The organism is Cellulomonas sp. P1_G12_2 (assembly GCF_056405535.1).
In genome coordinates this window covers 59,444-76,189 of the sequence record NZ_JBFUBX010000005.1, presented here as the reverse complement: position 1 = coordinate 76,189, position 16,746 = coordinate 59,444, and the positions used below count along the sequence as shown (strand labels likewise).

The 16,746-nt window shown below is 71.7% G+C and carries 17 protein-coding genes; 6 read left to right on the top strand and 11 right to left on the bottom strand.

Features of this window, described 5'->3' with window-relative positions:
• Positions 1-113 precede the first annotated feature (113 nt).
• The 7 genes from AC1DXT_RS16360 to kduI all read right to left on the bottom strand — a co-directional run bounded on the left by AC1DXT_RS16360 (position 114) and on the right by kduI (position 7,926).
• Complete coding sequence (locus tag AC1DXT_RS16360; RefSeq protein WP_477062364.1) at positions 114-1,610, bottom strand: aldehyde dehydrogenase family protein; 1,497 nt, start codon at positions 1,608-1,610, stop codon at positions 114-116.
• A 42-nt stretch (positions 1,611-1,652) separates the two neighbouring features.
• Complete coding sequence (locus tag AC1DXT_RS16355) at positions 1,653-2,645, bottom strand: ABC transporter permease (protein ID WP_477062363.1); 993 nt, start codon at positions 2,643-2,645, stop codon at positions 1,653-1,655.
• Positions 2,642-4,192, bottom strand: coding sequence for a sugar ABC transporter ATP-binding protein (locus AC1DXT_RS16350; protein ID WP_477062362.1), 1,551 nt, complete (start codon positions 4,190-4,192; stop codon positions 2,642-2,644). The genes AC1DXT_RS16355 and AC1DXT_RS16350 overlap by 4 nt, the downstream gene beginning before the upstream one ends.
• Complete coding sequence (locus tag AC1DXT_RS16345; RefSeq protein ID WP_477062361.1) at positions 4,189-5,100, bottom strand: ABC transporter permease; 912 nt, start codon at positions 5,098-5,100, stop codon at positions 4,189-4,191. Before AC1DXT_RS16345 ends, AC1DXT_RS16350 begins: the two co-directional genes overlap by 4 nt.
• A 92-nt stretch (positions 5,101-5,192) precedes the next feature.
• A complete protein-coding gene (locus AC1DXT_RS16340) occupies positions 5,193-6,281 on the bottom strand; it encodes a sugar ABC transporter substrate-binding protein (protein WP_477062360.1) in 1,089 nt (362 codons plus the stop codon).
• Positions 6,282-6,388: 107 nt separating this feature from the next.
• Positions 6,389-7,147, bottom strand: coding sequence for a 2-dehydro-3-deoxy-D-gluconate 5-dehydrogenase KduD (gene kduD / locus AC1DXT_RS16335; RefSeq protein WP_477062359.1), 759 nt, complete (start codon positions 7,145-7,147; stop codon positions 6,389-6,391).
• Positions 7,144-7,926: a 5-dehydro-4-deoxy-D-glucuronate isomerase gene (kduI, locus tag AC1DXT_RS16330; protein ID WP_477062358.1), complete on the bottom strand. Its 783-nt coding sequence runs from the start codon at positions 7,924-7,926 to the stop codon at positions 7,144-7,146. Before kduI ends, kduD begins: the two co-directional genes overlap by 4 nt.
• Positions 7,927-8,130: 204 nt before the next feature.
• Here kduI and AC1DXT_RS16325 point away from each other — a divergent pair, with 204 nt between their 5' ends.
• Both AC1DXT_RS16325 and AC1DXT_RS16320 read left to right on the top strand, forming a co-directional pair.
• Positions 8,131-8,919: an IclR family transcriptional regulator gene (locus AC1DXT_RS16325; protein ID WP_477062357.1), complete on the top strand. Its 789-nt coding sequence runs from the start codon at positions 8,131-8,133 to the stop codon at positions 8,917-8,919.
• Positions 8,920-9,052: 133 nt separating this feature from the next.
• Positions 9,053-9,337, top strand: coding sequence for a DUF4334 domain-containing protein (locus tag AC1DXT_RS16320; protein WP_477062356.1), 285 nt, complete (start codon positions 9,053-9,055; stop codon positions 9,335-9,337).
• A gap of 19 nt (positions 9,338-9,356) precedes the next feature.
• On the opposite strand, the gene AC1DXT_RS16315 is transcribed toward AC1DXT_RS16320, so the two are convergent.
• Positions 9,357-10,829: a glutamate synthase subunit beta gene (locus AC1DXT_RS16315; RefSeq protein ID WP_477062355.1), complete on the bottom strand. Its 1,473-nt coding sequence runs from the start codon at positions 10,827-10,829 to the stop codon at positions 9,357-9,359.
• A 219-nt stretch (positions 10,830-11,048) separates the two neighbouring features.
• Between AC1DXT_RS16315 and AC1DXT_RS16310 the strand changes: the two genes are divergently transcribed.
• Positions 11,049-12,725, top strand: coding sequence for a sensor histidine kinase (locus tag AC1DXT_RS16310; RefSeq protein ID WP_477062354.1), 1,677 nt, complete (start codon positions 11,049-11,051; stop codon positions 12,723-12,725).
• A gap of 32 nt (positions 12,726-12,757) precedes the next feature.
• On the opposite strand, the gene AC1DXT_RS16305 is transcribed toward AC1DXT_RS16310, so the two are convergent.
• A complete protein-coding gene (locus tag AC1DXT_RS16305) occupies positions 12,758-13,708 on the bottom strand; it encodes a hypothetical protein (RefSeq protein WP_477062353.1) in 951 nt (316 codons plus the stop codon).
• A gap of 14 nt (positions 13,709-13,722) precedes the next feature.
• The gene (locus tag AC1DXT_RS16300; protein WP_477062352.1) at positions 13,723-14,181 is read right to left on the bottom strand and encodes a MarR family winged helix-turn-helix transcriptional regulator; all 459 of its coding nucleotides are present in this window, start codon (positions 14,179-14,181) and stop codon (positions 13,723-13,725) included.
• Between the two features lie 172 nt (positions 14,182-14,353).
• On the opposite strand from AC1DXT_RS16300, the gene AC1DXT_RS16295 reads away from it, so the two are divergent.
• Genes AC1DXT_RS16295 through AC1DXT_RS16285 form a run of 3 tightly spaced genes read left to right on the top strand, consistent with a single transcriptional unit; the run spans position 14,354 to position 16,176 of the window.
• Positions 14,354-15,367 (top strand): zinc-dependent alcohol dehydrogenase family protein, encoded by a 1,014-nt coding sequence (locus AC1DXT_RS16295; RefSeq protein WP_477062351.1) that lies wholly within the window; start codon positions 14,354-14,356, stop codon positions 15,365-15,367.
• A 27-nt stretch (positions 15,368-15,394) separates the two neighbouring features.
• Positions 15,395-15,802, top strand: coding sequence for a (R)-mandelonitrile lyase (locus AC1DXT_RS16290; protein WP_477062350.1), 408 nt, complete (start codon positions 15,395-15,397; stop codon positions 15,800-15,802).
• The gene (locus AC1DXT_RS16285; RefSeq protein ID WP_477062349.1) at positions 15,799-16,176 is read left to right on the top strand and encodes a DUF2255 family protein; all 378 of its coding nucleotides are present in this window, start codon (positions 15,799-15,801) and stop codon (positions 16,174-16,176) included. The genes AC1DXT_RS16290 and AC1DXT_RS16285 overlap by 4 nt, the downstream gene beginning before the upstream one ends.
• Before the next feature lie 55 nt (positions 16,177-16,231).
• On the opposite strand, the gene nrdI is transcribed toward AC1DXT_RS16285, so the two are convergent.
• Positions 16,232-16,720, bottom strand: a complete 489-nt coding sequence (nrdI, locus tag AC1DXT_RS16280; protein WP_477062348.1) for a class Ib ribonucleoside-diphosphate reductase assembly flavoprotein NrdI — start codon at positions 16,718-16,720, stop codon at positions 16,232-16,234.
• Between the last annotated feature and the right edge of the window lie 26 nt (positions 16,721-16,746).

Genomic DNA, 16,746 nt, shown 5'->3' with positions numbered 1-16,746 from the left:
GATTTGTGAACGATTGCTCAGTTTGATTCATATCTATGAATCTTGCGGCCACGCGAGGGCATGCCAAGGGGCACGACGGTCGTGGAGGACCCGTCGTGCCCCGGCACCCCGCGTCAGCGGAGCTCGGCGATCACCGTCTTCAGCTCGGTGTAGTCGTCCAGGCCGAACGACCCCAGCTCGCGGCCCCACCCGGACTGCTTGAACCCCCCACGCGGCAGCGTGACGTCGTCGGCGTGCCACGTGTTGAGCCAGACCGTGCCGGCGCGCAGCCGCGCACCCACGCGGTGGGCGGTGCCGATGTTCTGCGACCACACGCCCGCGGCCAGGCCGTAGACGGTGTTGTTGGCGGCCGCGACCACCTCGTCCTCGGTGTCGAACGGGATCGCGGTCACGACCGGGCCGAAGATCTCGTCGGTCTGCACCGCCATCTGCTCGGTGACGGAGGTGATCAGGGTCGGGCTGACGAAGTAACCGCGATCACGGGCGGGGTCGGTGCTGCCGGCGCTCAGGACGGCACCGTCGGCGACGGCGCCGCGGATGTAGCCGAGCACCTTGTCGAACTGCTCCTGCGACACCAGGGGGCCCATGTGAGCTCCCGCCTCGAAGCCGTCGCCCACGGTGATCGCGCGGGCTGCGGCGGCGACCCCCTCCACCACCTGGTCGAACACGGCGCGCTGGACGTAGAGGCGCGAGCCGTTGACGCAGCACTGGCCCTCGTTGAAGTAGCCGCCCAGGGTCGCGCCCGCGACTGCGGCGTCGAGGTCCGCGTCCGCGAAGATGATGTTCGGCGCCTTGCCGCCGAGCTCGAGCGACACCTTCTTGAGGTTGACCGACGCCGCGGCAGCGATCTTCTTGCCGACCTCGGTGCTGCCCGTGAACGCGACCTTGTCCACGCCGGGGTGGTCCACCAGCGCGGCACCCGCGTCGCCGTAGCCGGGAAGGATGTTCACGACGCCCGCAGGGACGCCGGCCTCGAGCAGCAGCTCCCCGAGCCGGAGCGCGGTCAAGGGCGTCTGCTCGGCCGGCTTGAGGATGACCGTGTTGCCCGCAGTGATTGCCGGGACGATCTTGAAGCAGGCCATGAGCAGCGGGAAGTTCCACGGCACGATGCCCGCGACCACACCGATCGCCTCGCGGCGCGTGTAGGCGTGGAAGTCCCGGCCCGGCACGGACATGGGGATGGTGGTGCCCTCCATCTTGGTGGCCCACCCGGCGAAGTACCGGAACAGCTCGGCGGCCGTCGCCACGTCCCCGTCCCGGGCGGCCTCGACCCGCTTGCCGTTGTCCAGGGCCTCCAGCTGCGCGAACTCGGTCGCGTGGGCCTCGATCAGGTCGCCGATGCGCCACAGCAGGTGCGAGCGGTCGCGCGGCGTGAACCGGGACCACGGCGAGGGCGCCTCGAACGCGTTGCGCGCCGCGGCGACCGCGCGGTCGACGTCCACGGCGGACGCCTGCGCCACCTGGACGAGGACCTCCTCGGTCGACGGGTTCACCGTGGCGAAGGTCTTCCCGTCCTTCGCGTCCACCCACTCGCCGTCGATCAGCAGCTGCTTGGGCGAGGAGAGGAACGAGCGGACGGCGGGCAGGAGGGTAGAGGTGTCGAGCGACATGGTGGCCTTCCAGGAGTGACGCGGAGCGGTGGGAGACGACGGCTACTTGATGATCGAGACCTTCGATCGGTCGAGGGTGAGGGCCACGGCGACGACGATGATCGCGCCGTAGAGGATCTGCTCGTAGGCCGACGAGACGCCGACGGTGGAGAGCCCGACGCGGAGCAGGGTGACCACCAGGGCGCCGGCGAGCGTCCGCCACAGGCTGCCGTGGCCGCCGGTGATGGCGGTGCCGCCGACGACGATGGCCGCGACTGCGGGCAGCAGCAGCGAGTCGGCCACCGTGGGGCTGCCGCTGTAGTTGCGGGCCACCAGGAGCACCGCCGCGAGGCCGGCGCAGGCACCCGAGACGCAGAACGCCCCGATCTTGACGGCGTCGACCGGCACGCCGGCCAGCCGGGCGGCGGGCTCGGAGAAGCCGGTCGCCTTGATGTAGTTGTCCAGCGGGGTCACCTTGATGAGGATCGCCAGGACCGCGACGACGGCCACGGCCACGACGACCGCGGTAGGCACGCGGCCCGCGACGTACATGTTCGCCCAGCTGATCGCCGAGTCGTCGACGACGGGGACCGTGCCCGCGCCGGAGACCACCAGGGCGATCGCCGAGAAGATGCTCATCCCGCCGAGCGTCACGATGAACGACGGGATCCGCAGGAACACGTGCAACGCGCCCTGGAGCGCGCCGAGCGCGGCGGCCACTCCCACCACGGCGGGCGTGCTGAGGCCACCGAGGCTCGGCAGCCAGAGCGCGAGGAACACGCTCGACAGGGAGGCCAGCGCCGCGATGGACAGGTCGATGCCGCCGCACAGCACCACGACCGTGGCGCCCGCCGCCAGCACGGCCAGCGGCGCCGCCGTGTTGATCACGGCGGTCAGGCTGCGCTCCGTGAGGAAGCCGGGGTCGGCGACGGCGAGGGCGACCACCAGGGCGACCAGCGCGATCACCGGCATGAACGAGGTCAGGCGGGCACCGACGGTGGGGCCGCCCTTGACGGCGTTGTCCGTCGCCGGCTTGGTCATGACGGGGGCGCTCACACCATCTCCTTCACGAGGTCGAGGGGCGTCGGCTTGCTGCCCGACGGGCAGTCGACCTCGGCCGTGATCCGGCCGTCGCTCATCACGACGATCCGGTCGGCCATGCCGATCGCCTCCTCGAGGCTGTCGGCCAGCAGCAGGGTGGCCACCCCGGTGTTCGCCAGCTCCCGCATGAGCTTGTAGACCTCGGAGCGCGCCCCGATGTCGAGGCCGCGGGTGGGGTGGTCGAGCAGGAGCAGCCGGATGTCGCCACCCACGAGCCAGCGGGCCAGGACCACCTTCTGCTGGTTGCCGCCGGACAGCCGCTGGATCGGGGTCCCCCGGTGCGGCGTGCGGATCGAGAGCCGCGAGATCCAGCTGTCGACGATCGACGCCTGCTTGACCGGCATGACGAGCGGGCCTGCGCAGCGGACGCCCTGCTTGGTGAGCGTCATGTTGTCGGCGACCGACATGGGGCCGACCATGCCCTCGATCTTGCGCTCGGCGGGCACGTAGCCCACACCCGCGGAGCAGGCCGCGCGGGTGCCGGACAGGTCGAGCTTCTTCCCGTCGAGCGTGACCTCCCCGGCGAGCGTCTCCTCCGCCCCGAACAGCGCGCGGCACACGTCCTCGCGGCCCGAGCCGTGCACGCCGACGATCGCCAGGATCTCCCCCGCTGCGATGTCGAGGTCCACGTCGCGGAACGACGGGCCGCTCAGGCCGCGCACGGTGAGCCGGGGACGCGGCTCACCGGCAGGACGGTCGATCGAGTTGTCGTGGTAGTGGTCGTCGGACCCCGTCGACCCGATCATCAGGCGGTGCAGGTCGCCCGGCACGGCACCGGCGGTCGGGACGTCGCCGACGGACTGGCCGCCGCGGAGCACCGTGACCCGGTCGCACACCTCGAGCACCTCGTCGAGACGGTGCGAGACGAAGATGACGGAGGCGAACTCGCGCAGCCGTCGGATCTGGGTGAACAGGGTCTCGACCTCGCCGGACTCCAGCACCGACGTCGGCTCGTCGAGGATGATCACCGGGGCGTGCTGGGTGCGCTGCTCGATGCGCAGCACCTTGGCGATCTCGACCATCTGCCGGTCGGCGAAGCTGAGCGTGTCCGTGCGTGCCAGCGGGTCGATGGTCGAGCCGATCTTGTCCAGCTGCTCCTGCGCCAGCCTGCGCATGGTCTCCCAGCGGTACAGCCCGCGGCGCACCCCAGGCCCCTCGCTGCCGAGGACGATGTTCTCGGCCGCGGTGAGGTTGGGCACCAGGGACTGCTCCTGGAAGACCATGCCGACGCCGTGGTCGGCCGCGTCCACGACGCTGCGCATCCTGACCTTCTCGCCGCGCACGTAGATCTGCCCCGCGTCGGGGCGGACCAGACCGACGAGGGCCTTGAGCAGGGTGGACTTGCCGGCCCCGTTCTCGCCCGCGAGGCCGAGCACCTCGTTCTGGTTGACGTAGAAGTCGACGCCGTCGAGCGCCTTGACGCCCGGGTAGTGCTTGACCAGGCCACGGACCTCGAGGGCCGGCAGCAAGGGGCTGGGCTGGTTGGCGAGTTCGACGCTCACTTGACGACCTGGTTCCTGTGGCGCAGCGGCACGGCGGCCGCCGCGACGGCGATGACGACGATGAGACCCTGGACGCCGCCCTGCCAGTACGGGCTGACCCCGATCTGCACGAGCCCGTTGGTCAGGACGACGATCAGCAGCACGCCGACGGTGGAGTGCAGGACTCCCCCGCGACCGCCGGTGAGCAGGGTGCCGCCGACGACGGCGGCGGTGATGGACGAGAAGGTGAAGTCGGCGCCCGCCTGCACCAGCCCGGCTCCGAGCTGGCTGGTCACCATGACCGCGGCGAGCCCGTAGAACGCGCCGGCGAGGGTGAAGACCGCCACCTTGTACGGCGCGACCTTGACGCCCGACAGCCCGAGCACCTCCTCGGCGCCGCCGATCGCGTAGGCGTAGCGCCCGAGCCGGGTGTACCGCTGGATGAGCCAGCCGACGAGCACGCAGCCCGCCGCGATCCACGTGAGATAGGTGAACCCGAGCAGCCGGTCGGTCGCCCAGCTCTCCAGCGCGGCGTCCGTGATGTTGGGCTGGACGCCGGCGAACAGGAGCGTCGCGATCCCGATCCCGATGGCCGAGACGCCCAGCGTCGTCATGAACGAGGGGACCTTGAGCACCATGAGCAGCACCCCGCTCAGGCACCCGAGCGCCGCGCCCAGGGCGACCGCGATCGCGATGCCGAGGAACCCGAGGTCGTTGCCGTTGCGGTTGTTCTCCACCAGCAGCGCCACGGTGATGGCCGACGTGGCCATCACCCCGGCCGCTGACAGGTCGATGGAGCCCATCAGCAGCACGAACGTGGCGCCGCAGGTGACGACGGCCAGGACCGAGGCCGCGTCGAGGATGTTCTGGAAGTTGCCCAGCGTGCGGAACTGCGCACTGAGCAGTGAGAAGACGATCACGATCACCACGAGGGCGATCGGAGGACCGGCGTCCCGGAGGGACACCCCCCGCCGAGGCTGGGGGCGCGCCGCGACAACGTCCTCGGCGGGGGATGTCATGGTCACGACAGCGGACCTGCCACACGGTTGAAGACGTTGTCGCACTCGAAGTCGGCGGGGTCGGTCTTCGGCGTCAGGTAGTCGGCGACGTTCTCGTCGGTGATGAGGAACTGCTCGGCGAAGAACGCGCGGTTGTCGTCGGCGATGTCCTCGACCGCCAGCTCGCCGGTGGCCACGCAGTAGCCGATGGCGAGGCCGATGCCACCCTGCCACGGGCCGTCGCTCGAGACGGTCGCGGTCATGGTGCCGTCCTTGATGGCGGTCAGCGCGTCGGGGACGGCGTCGATGCCGACCACGGCCACGTCGGTGCGGCCGGCCTGCTCCAGAGCCTGCAGGGCGCCCAGGGCCATGTCGTCGTTCGCGGCCCAGATGCCCTTGACCTTGTCACCGTGCTTGGTCAGCAGGGTCTCGGTGACCGCGAGCGCCTCCTGGCGGGAGAAGTTCGCGGTCTGCTGGTCGAGGAGCTCGACGCCGGCGTTCTCGGCGAGCGACTCCTCGAGCCCGGCGAACCGGTCCTTGGCCGCCCCGGTGTCGAGGATGCCCTGCAGCGCGATGATGCCGCCCTCGCCGCCGATGGCCTCGGCCAGCGCGTCACCGATCTGCTTGCCGGACTCGATGCCGTTGTAGGTGATGTGGCTGAGCCAGGTGTCGTAGTCGACCGGGTTGAGGTCGGCGGGCTTGTTCCACTGGGTGACCAGGAAGGCCCCGGCCGCCTCGGCGCCCTCGACGATCGGCTTGGTGTCCGCGTCGCCGTTGGGCAGGACGTTGAGCACGAGGCAGTCCGTGTCGCCCGCGAGGACCTGGCGGATCTGCTCCTGCTGCTTGGTGGACTCGCCGTCGTAGGTGAGCCGCTGCTGCTCCAGGCCGACCGACTCGGCGAAGGCGTCGCCGCCGTCGAGCCAGGAGGCCTCGTAGGGGTTGGACTCGTTGCGGACCTGGCCGACCAGCTTGACGTCGGCGGGGTCGCACGAGCCAGTGGCAGCTCCGGAGCCGCCTTCCTCGGCGCTGGACGCCTCGGTGCAGCCCGTGAGGGCCATGGCCGCCAGCGACAGACCGAGCAGCGCGGCGGCGGAACGTGACGTGCAGATCATCGTTGATCCTCTTCCGTAGTGCCAGAAACTCCGGCGGGACAATTCCGAGAGGGTGGTGCGTGAGGCCGCGTGGCGCGGCGCCAGGAACGTCGGGAGTGCCAGCTCGGTCAGCGCGCCATCCAGCCCCCGTCCACCACGAGCACGTGCCCGTTGACGTAGTCGGCTGCCGAGGAGCTCAGGAACACGGCGGTGCCGGCGACGTCGTCGGGGGTGCCCCAGCGTCCGGCCGGGATCCGCTCGAGGATCGCACGCGCCCGGTCGGGATCGTCGCGCAGTGCCTGCGTGTTGTCGGTGGCCATGTAGCCCGGAGCGATGGCGTTGACCTGGACGCCGCGGGGGCCCCACTCGTTGGCGAGGGCCTTGGTGAGGCCGGCGACACCGTGCTTGCTGGCCGTGTAGGAGGCCACGCGGATGCCGCCCTGGAACGAGAGCAGGCTGGCGATGTTCACGATCTTCCCGCGCCCGCGCCCGACCATGGCTGCGCCGACGTGCTGGGTGAGGAAGAAGAGCCCCGACAGGTTGACGTCGAGCACCCTGCTCCAGGACTCCTCGGTGACGTCGACCGTGTCGTGGCGGTCGATGACTCCGGCGTTGTTCACCAGGATGTCGACCTCGTGGCGGTCCGAGATCTGCGCGCCCACGGTGGCGACCGCGGCGTGGTCGCCCAGGTCGAGCTCGACGAGCTCCACGTCGCGGCCGAGGTCGCGGACCGCCTTCTCGGTCTCGGTGTGACTGTCGCGCCGGCCGACGAGCACCAGGTCGGCACCCGCCTGCGCGAGGCCGAGCGCGACGCCCCGGCCGAGCCCGCGACCGGCGCCGGTCACGACGGCCCGCCTGCCGGACAGGTCGAAGGGTGAGCGCGTCACAGCTGCTCCAGGGGGACGGGCGCGAGGTCGGTGTACTCGGTGTTCTCACCGGACATCGCCCAGATGAAGGCGTAGGAGCTGGTGCCCGCACCGGCGTGGATGGACCACGGGGGCGAGATGACGGCCTGCCGGTTGGCGAGGACCAGGTGCCGCGTGGCGCCCGGCTTGCCGAGGAAGTGGAAGACCCGCCCGTCCTCGGCGAGGTCGACGTAGAGGTAGACCTCCGTGCGGCGGTCGTGCAGGTGCGGCGGGAGCGTGTTCCACACCGACCCGTCCGCCAGGACGGTGACGCCGAACTGCAGGGTCGCCGTCTTGAGCTCGGAACCCCACGCGTAGCGGTAGAGATTGCGCTCGCTGGCGCCCTGGGCGGTGCCGATGGACACCCCGCTGACCTCGTCGTGGACCAACGGGGTCGTGGGGTAGGTGGCGCCCGCGCCGGCGGACACGAAGTAGAAGGCGGCGTCGGCGCCGGTGAACGCGACCTCGCTGCCGCGGCCCACGTACAGCCCGTCGAGGTGGCCGAGCTCGAACTTCTCGCCGTCCACGAGGACGTGCCCGGTCTCCCCGACGTTGACGACGCCGAGCTCGCGACGCTCGAGGTGCGAGCCGGTCCCCAGGACCTCGCTCCACGACGGCAGCTCGAGGCGCTCGTGACCCGGGACCGCTCCGCCGACGATCATCCGGTCGTCGTGCGTGTAGACCCCGTGCACCTCGCCGGACTCGAACAGGTCGTCGACGAGAAAGTTCTCCCGCAGGTCCGCCGTGGTTGCTGTCTCCACGCTCGACGGCGATGTCGAATACCGGACCTGGATCACATGTGCTCCCTGTTTCATGAACTGTGTTCGTCTATGTGAATCGCGAACGTACACGTGACCCACCTCACGGTCAAGGGATGGAAGTCCGTCCATGTATGTGGACGAGCGAGTACAGTCGGGGGAACGCTCCGCGCGTGCGAGATGCGCGGAAGATCAGGAGGCTCTGCGATGCAGTCCCCGCACCCGAACGGCACCCTCGGCGCCGCCGGCCCCGTGAAGTCGGCCGCTCGCGCCCTGGACCTCCTCGACGAGATCGCGGCGGCGGGCCCCGGCACCCAGCTGCAGCTGTCCACGCGGCTGGGGATCCCCAAGAGCAGCCTGCACGCGCTCCTGAAGACGATGACCGACCGCGGGTGGCTCGAGACCGACCAGACCGGCAGCGTCTACCAGCTGGGCATCCACTCGCTGGTGGTCAGCTCCGCGTACCTGGCCGGCGACCCGGTGCTCGCGCGCGCCCAGGCGATCATGGACGAGATCGCGGGCGCCACGGAGGAGACCGTCAACCTGGGCCGGCTCGCCGGAAACCAGGTGATCTACACGGCCAAGCGGGAGTCCGTGCACCCCCTGCGGATGCACTCCCCCGTCGGCCGGCGCCTCCCCGCCTTCTCCACCGCCCTCGGACGCGCGATCCTGGCCGAGCGACCCGCCGAGGTCCGCGCCGGCCTCGTGCCCCAGACGATCGCGCCGATCACCTCCCAGACGGTGACCGACCGGGACGCCCTGCTCGGGATCATCGACGACGCCGCGCGGCTCGGCTACGCGACCGAGAGCGAGGAGTCGTGCATCGGGGTGCGCTGCTTCGGGGTCGCGCTGCCGTTCGCCCGCCCCGCGGTCGACGGCGTGAGCGTCGCCGTGCCGATCAGCCGCCTGGCCGGCCGTGAGGACTTCATCATCGAGACGCTCCTGAGCGTCAAGGCGCGGCTGTCACCCGAGTACGACCACAGCATGGTGCGCTGAGCCGAGACCGCTGACCGGCGTCGTGCCAGCCTGGTCCACCGTCCGCAGGAGGCGCCCATGACGGGTCCAGCCGCTGGTCTTCCACTCCCGGCGCGGCCTGACGAGCATCGACCCTGCCCTGGTCCCCTTCGCGGTGGTGCTGCGGGCGGCTCCCCTGCTGCGCACCCCGCCGGCGGCCGGCGTGTTCGCCCTGGCCCGCCCGCTGATGTCGACGCGTCGACCCCGCGCGCGCCTGCGTGACGTGAGTTACCGCGGCGTGGTGTCGGCGGCGATGGTCTACGACGACCTCCCCGTCATCGACGCCTTCCGCGCCGTCGACGACGACACGGTTCTGGGCGCCATGGACTCCCGCGGGATGGCGGAGCCCTACCTGTTCCAGCTGCACAGGGTCGGCGCGGACGCGCACCAGGAGGCCTGACGCGCGGAGCCCCTGTCGGTCAGGGCCGGAGCGCCCCCGTGCTCGCGCGGATCGGCGACGGGAGCTCGGTCAGCCCCGACAGGTAGGTGTCGACCGCCGCCGCGGCGGATCGGCCCTCGGCGATCGCCCACACGATCAGCGACTGGCCGCGACCGGCGTCGCCCGCGACGAAGACCCCCGGCACGTTCGTGGCGAAGTCGTCGTCCCGCCCGACGGTCCCCCGCTCCGTCAGGTCGACGCCGAGCTGGTCGAGCAGCGATCCCCGCTCCGGACCCGTGAAGCCCATGGCGAGCAGTACCAGCTGCGCGGGGATCTCGTGCACCGATCCCTCGACCGGCTGGAACCGCCCGTCGACGAGCTCGACCTCGACCAGGCGGATCGCGCGCACCTGCCCGTCCTCGTCAGAGAGGACCTCCTGCGTGCTGACGGCATACACGCGCTCGCCACCCTCCTCGTGGGCGCTGGCGACGCGGTAGATCATCGGGTACGTCGGCCACGGCTGGGTGGCCGGGCGCTCCTGCGGCGGACGCGGCATGATCTCGAGCTGCGTGACCGACCGGGCGCCCTGCCGGATCGCCGTGCCGACGCAGTCCGCCCCCGTGTCGCCACCGCCGACCACCACGACGTCCTTGCCCGTGGCGAGGGGCTGGCCCTCCACGACCTCGCCGAGCGCCACGCGGTTGGCGGGCACCAGGTACTGCATCGCCTGCAGCACGCCGCCGGCGTCGCGCCCGGGCACGGGCAGGTCACGCGGGATCGTCGACCCGACCGCCAGGACGACCGCGTCGTAGCGGTCGCGCAGCTGCTTGCCGGTGACGTCCGTGCCGACGGCCACGCCGTTGTGGAACCGGGTGCCCTCGGCCTCCATCTGCGCCAGGCGCCGGTCGACGTGCCGCTTCTCCATCTTGAACTCGGGGATGCCGTACCGGAGCAGACCACCAGGGCGGTCCGCCCGCTCGAAGACGGCGACCGTGTGCCCGGACCGGGTCAGCTGCTGCGCCGCCGCGAGCCCGGCGGGTCCCGACCCGATGATCGCGACCGTCTTGCCGGTCATCCACTGCGGCAGCTGCGGCTGGACCAGCCCGCGGTCGAACGCCTCGTCGGCGATCGTGACCTCGACGTTCTTGATCGTGATCGGCGGCTCGGTGATGCCGAGCACGCACGCCGTCTCGCACGGGGCGGGGCAGAGCCGGCCGGTGAAGTCCGGGAAGTTGTTGGTCATGTGCAGGCGGTCGCTCGCGTCGGCCCACTGGCCGCGCCAGACGAGGTCGTTCCAGTCCGGCACGACGTTGCCGAGCGGGCATCCGTTGTGGCAGAACGGGATGCCGCAGTCCATGCAGCGACCCGCCTGGCGGGTCACCATCGTGAGGTCGTCCGGGTGGCCGGCGCGGTGGGCGTGCACCTCGCGCCAGTCCATGATGCGCACGTCGACGGGCCGGTCGGTCGGCAGCTCGCGCTGCCGGGTCTTCAGGAATCCCCGGGGGTCCGCCACGTCGCCGCCTCCTCGAGCCGGGATCTCGGCGCCGGGCGTGCGCCCGCGACGGTCCTGACCTGGACGCACCTTATGGGTCCCGACGGTGCGCCCGCCGAGCCGAAGGTCCCGGTGGACGCTCGGCCGCGTGGCGTGGCAGTTGGTCGCTGACGTTCGGGCATGGGACCTTGGTCCCTCGCGCACCCCGTCCCGGTGCGCCTCGACTCCAGGAGGCCGATCGTGAGCGTCGACGAGTCGAGCGGCAGTGCGCCCTCCGACAGTGAGGTCGCCCTCCTCGACGCCATCCTGGGTCTCGCGGCGGACCTGGACATCCAGAGCCTGCTCACGAGGTTCGTGGTGGCGAGCACAGAGCTGACGGGCGCACGGTACGGCGCCATCAACATCGTCGACGAGAGCGGCACGTCGACCACCTTCGTGCAGAGCGGAGTCGACGACGCCACGGCCGCCTTCCTGGGGCATCCGCCGCACGCCTGGGGCGTGCTGGGCAGCATCCCCGACGAAGGCGTCCTGCGTCTGGAGGACCTCTCGGCGCACCCGGCGTTCCGGGGCCTGCCACCCGGCCACCCGCCGATGGGCTCGTTCCTCGGTGCGGCCGTCCGCGTCGGCGGTGCGAGGTACGGGACTTTGTACCTCTCGGAGAAGACGGGCGGGTTCCACGACCAGGACCAGTCAGTGGTCCTCGCGCTGGCCGCAGCCGCCGCGGTCGCCGTGCAGAACGCGCAGCTCTATGCCCTCGAGCGCCGCCGGCAGCAGTGGCTGACCGCCGCGCAGGTGATCACGACCATGCTGCTGGAGGACGCCGGCGACGAGGACGTGCTCGTCCGCATCGCCTCGTCGGCACGGGAGATCGACCAGGCGGACACCGCCGCGCTCGTGCTTCCCGGCCGTCGCGGCGAGCTGGTGCTGGAGATCGTGTCCGGCGTCGGCGAGCAGGAGCTCCTCGGTCTCGACCTGACGGAGGACGAGCGCGTCCGCTCGGCGTTCGACGACGGCGCCGGGCTGTTCGTCACCAGCATGGACGGCGCCGCCGACCCGGCCCTCGCGCGGTACGGGCCCGCCCTGTTCGCGCCGCTGCGCGCTGCCGGCCAGAGCGTCGGCGTCATGCTGCTGCTGCGGCGCGCGGGCGCGGAACCCTTCACCGACAGCGACCTCGCGCTCTCCCGGACGTTCGCGTCCCAGGCCGCGCTGGCGTTCGTCCTCGCCGAGGCCCGCCGGGCGCAGGGGCGCGCCGTGCTGGATGACGAGCGCACCCGCATCGCCCGCGACCTGCACGACCTCGCCATCCAGCAGCTCTTCGCCGCCGGGATGCAGCTGGAGAGTGCCCGGACGAGCACCGACGAGCCCCTCCCGCCCGCGCTCGCCCGCACGCTGGACTCCGCGCTGAGCCTCGTCGACGCCGGGATCCAGCAGATCCGGGTGGTCGTGCGCACCCTGGACGACGGCGGGGTGGGAACCCCGCTCGTGGAGCGTGTCGCCGCCGAGGTGGAGCTCGCCCGCACCTCCTTGGGCTTCGCCCCGTCGCTGCTGATCAGCGTCGACGGCGACTCCCTGGCCGACGGCGCCCCGTGGTCGCCCGCGCCGTCCCTCCTCGACGACCTCGTGGCGCCCGGGCGGGCGAACAACGTCGTGGCGGTGGTCCGAGAGGCGCTGTCGAACACCGCGCGGCACGCCCACTCCAACTCGGTCGCGGTCCGGCTCATGCTCACGTCGCCGCCGCAGGGCTCGATCATCGTGGAGGTCGAGGACGACGGCGTCGGCGTCCCGGCCGCGCCCACCCGCGCCTCCGGGACGAAGAACCTCGCGATCCGCGCCCGGCAGTCCGGCGGCACCTTCTCGTTGCAGAGGCCGCCGTCGGGCCGTGGGGCGCTGCTGCGGTGGACAGCGCCCCTGGACTGAGCAGGGCGGGTAGCCACCTCGATCGTGACCTCTCAGGGACGACGCTGCACGGCTCCGGCGAACAGCTGCTCGGCCGCGGACCCCGTCGGGACCACGAGACGCACCTCGGAGGCACCCGTCGTGAACGTGACGAGCGTGGCTCGCTCGTAGTCGGGGTGGGGTGCGACGGTGAGGTGCTCGGGCGCGCTCCACGGGATCACCGTGCGCGAGGCCGAGTGGACCGGGCTGCGCCCGCGCAGCACCCAGTCGTGACGCCCCAGCACCTCGAGAGCCGTCGCGTCACCCGCGAGGACTGCCCCGTGCAGCGTCGCCGGTGACAGCGCGTTCCGGGCGCGAGCGATCGCACCGCCCCGCGTGGGAGTCAGGGCCGTCCTGCCGTGCAGGCTCCACACGGTCACGCCGGGGTGGCGACGCTCCAGCTCGTGCAGGTCGCTGACCAGGGCGAGGTCGTCCCGGCCGATGCTGTACGGCGGGACCGGTGTGGCGAGCGCCGTGCCCGACGCCCGCAGTGCCGCGCCCACCGGACTCGCCGGACGACCGGCCGCGGCGGCACGCAGCTCATCGACCAGCACTCCGATGCTGGCCCGAGCGGAGCCGTTGTAGCGGATCGACAGCAGGTCGCCGGCGGGGGTGCTCACCGTGAGTCGGCCGTCGAGCAGGTTCACCACGTCGCGCACGGCGACGACCTGTCCCAGCGGCACGCGGACCCGGTCGTAGCCTCCGACCGCGTCCTGGGGTCCGCCCCGCCGGCTGAGCACGGTGAGCGCGTCCGGCTCCAGGACGAGCAGGTGGTCGTACAGGTCCATGTCCGGAGTCGCATCGCGACGGGCGATGTTGCGCGGGACCTTGAGGACCAGGCGTGCGCCGGCGACGTCGACCGGGTCGTCGCGGAACAGCCGAGGCACGTCGTCCCGCGTGCGCACCTGGTCGATCCACGGACCGAACCTGTCGTACTCGCTCGTCCCTGCGCTGGTCGTCGGCACGGCCCGTCCTCTCCTCAGTCGTCCTGGCTCAGGACGGACACGATCGCTGTCGCCTCGCGCAGGTCGACGCCCTGCAGCTTGTCGAAGACCCGCCGACGCGCGCTGGCCACCTGGGCCGGCTGGACGGCGTCCAGCCGGCGACGGCCCGCCTCCGTCAGCACGGCCTCGTAGCCCCGGCCATCGGCGGGCGTCCGCCTGCGCTCCACGAGCCCCTTGCGTTCGAGCAGCTTGACCACGCGCGTGACTCCACCGAGGCTCAGCGCGCTCCGGGAGGCGAGGTCTCCCATCCGCAGGCCGCCGGACCGAGACTCCGACAAGTACATGAGGGCGAAGTACTCGCTCATGGACAGCCCGTGCTCGCGGCCGAGGTCGGCCTCCAGCGCGCGCGGCACGAACACGAGCGCCCGAGCGAGCGCGCGCAGGAACGCCCGCTCCTGCTCGCTCAGCGGCGCTCCATCTCCTTTGACGTCCACGCGAATTACTTTACAGGTGAAGCACCCGCCTGGGAGTCGATCCGTCAGCGGCGCACCGGGTTCGCGATCCAGGCCCGAGCGTCGTCGTCCTCCTCGCACACGGTGTGGCCGGACGCAGGGGGGTACCGACAGGCCCTCCCGGCCATCCGCAGAGCGAGGTTCTATGGGTTCCATGCGAGGAGCCATCATCTACGGACCCCACGACGTGCGCTTCGAGGAGCGCCCCGACCCGGCCATCATCGAGCCCACCGACGCCGTCATCCGCACGGTCGCCGCGTGCGTGTGCGGTTCGGACCTGTGGCGGTACCGCGGGCTCGCGGACGTGTCGAAGCCCGTCCCGATCGGCCACGAGTACGTCGGGATCGTCGAGGAGGTCGGCGACGCGGTCACCACCGTGAAGCCCGGAGACTTCGTCGTCGGCGGGTTCCTGCACAGCGACAACACCTGCCCGGTGTGCCGCAAGGGCATGCACTCCGCCTGCCAGCGCGGTGGCGGGTTCGACGGCTGCCAGGCCGAGAAGATCCGCATCCCGAACGCCGACGGCACCCTGATCGCCACCCCCGGGCAGCCCGATCCCGACCTGGTCCCGAGCCTGCTGGCCCTGTCCGACGTGATGGCCACCGGGTGGCACGCCGCGGTCTCGGCCGGGGTGGGCCCCGGGACGAGCGTGGTGGTCGTCGGCGACGGCGCCGTCGGGCTGAGCGGCGTCCTGGCCGCGGCGCAGCTCGGGGCGACGACGATCATCGCGATGAGCCGGCACGCCGACCGCCAGAAGGTCGCCACCGAGTTCGGCGCCACCCACATCGTCGCCGAGCGCGGCGAGGCCGGACTCGCCCAGGTCCGCGACCTGACCGAGGGCATCGGCGCCGATGCGGTGCTGGAGTGCGTCGGCACCGAGGAGGCACGCCTGCAGGCCGTCGCGTGCGCACGACCCGGCGGCATGATCGGCCTGGTCGGCGTCCCGCACGGTGACCTGCCGACCGAGCAGATCTTCTGGTCCAACAAGGGCAGCCGAGGCGGCCCGGCACCCGTGCGCGCCTACCTGCCGCACCTGATCGACCTGGTGTGGTCCCGGCAGATCGACCCCGGCAAGGTGTTCGACCTGACGCTCCCCCTCTCCGAGGTGGCCGAGGCCTACCGGGCGATGGACGAGCGTCGGGCGATCAAGGTCCTGCTGCAGCCCTGACGACGACACGAAGGAATGGAGGACGACATGGAGATCACTCCGCTGCCGTCGACGCAGAAGGGCCCCGAGACGTGGTTCACCGGGGACGTCTGGTTCGACGTCCTGGGTGCACCRCCCGAACCCGCACGGCTGCGCGTGAACGCCGTGCGGTTCGCGCCCGGCGCGCACACGTTCTGGCATCGCCACTCCCGCGGCCAGACCCTGCACGTCACCGAGGGCACCGCCCGGGTCGGCACCCGTGACGGGCGTGTCATCGAGGTGCACCCGGGCCAGACGGTCTGGACCCCGCCGGGCGAGTGGCACTGGCACGGCGCCGTCCCCGACCGCTTCATGACCCACCTGGCCATGTGGGAGATCGGCGACGAGAGCACCGGGCCAGACACGGACTGGGCCGACGAGGTCACCCCCGAGCAGTACGAAGGGACAGGCGCATGAGCGGCTGGACAGCAGACGACCTGCGCACGATCGCGAGGGTCGACGAGCTCCAGGTGGCATCCCGACGCCCGGACGGCAGCCTGCGGGCCTTCGTGACGATCTGGTTCACCGCCCTCGGCGACGACGTCTACATCCGCTCGGCGCACGGGCCGCAGAACGGCTGGTTCCGTCGGGCCACGGAGTCCGGGACCGGCCGGGTGCGCATCGGCTCCGTCGAGAAGGACGTGGTCTTCGAGGACGGGCTCGACGCGCCTCACGCCGCCATCGACGCGGCGCTGCACGCCAAGTACGACCGCTACGGACCCGGACCCGTCGGCGCGATCGTCGGCCCGAGCGCCGCCGAGGTCACGCTGCGCGTCGTCCCGACGCCCTGATCGACGCGCGGCCGCATCGTCGCGCGATCACAGGACCGGCTTCGTCGGCTCCGACCTATGCCGTCTCGGGTGCCCGCTCGCGCGGTGCCGCCTCGCAAATGCGGGGAGCACGGTCGTCCTGGCGGGATCGACCTGCGGCGAGCCGCTCGTCGAGCGCGGCCATGAGCCCCCGTGCCTCCTCGACGTCCCACGGGGTGCCGGCGAGCTCGAACTCGAACAAGATCGGCCGCCCGGACCGCGTGGCGATGAGTCTCGCCGCGTGCTGGTAGTACGTCCCGAAGTTCCGGTTCCCGGACCCCATCACGGCCACCAGCCGCCGTCTGTTCACCGGCGAGGCAAGGAACCGTCGCACGGCTTCCGGGATCGTGTCGTTGTCAGGGTTGCCCGTCTTGTACGACGGCGTCAGCAGGACCCACGGTCCGTCGACCTCTGCGCGTCGGTGCTCTCGCTCGGCCAGGTTGAACGCGGGTCGGCCCAGCCGATCGACGAACGTGCGTACCAAGCCGGACGTCGACGAGTAGTAGTAGATCGGCGTCTGCCTCATCACCGTAGGCAACCACCCCGCAGAGG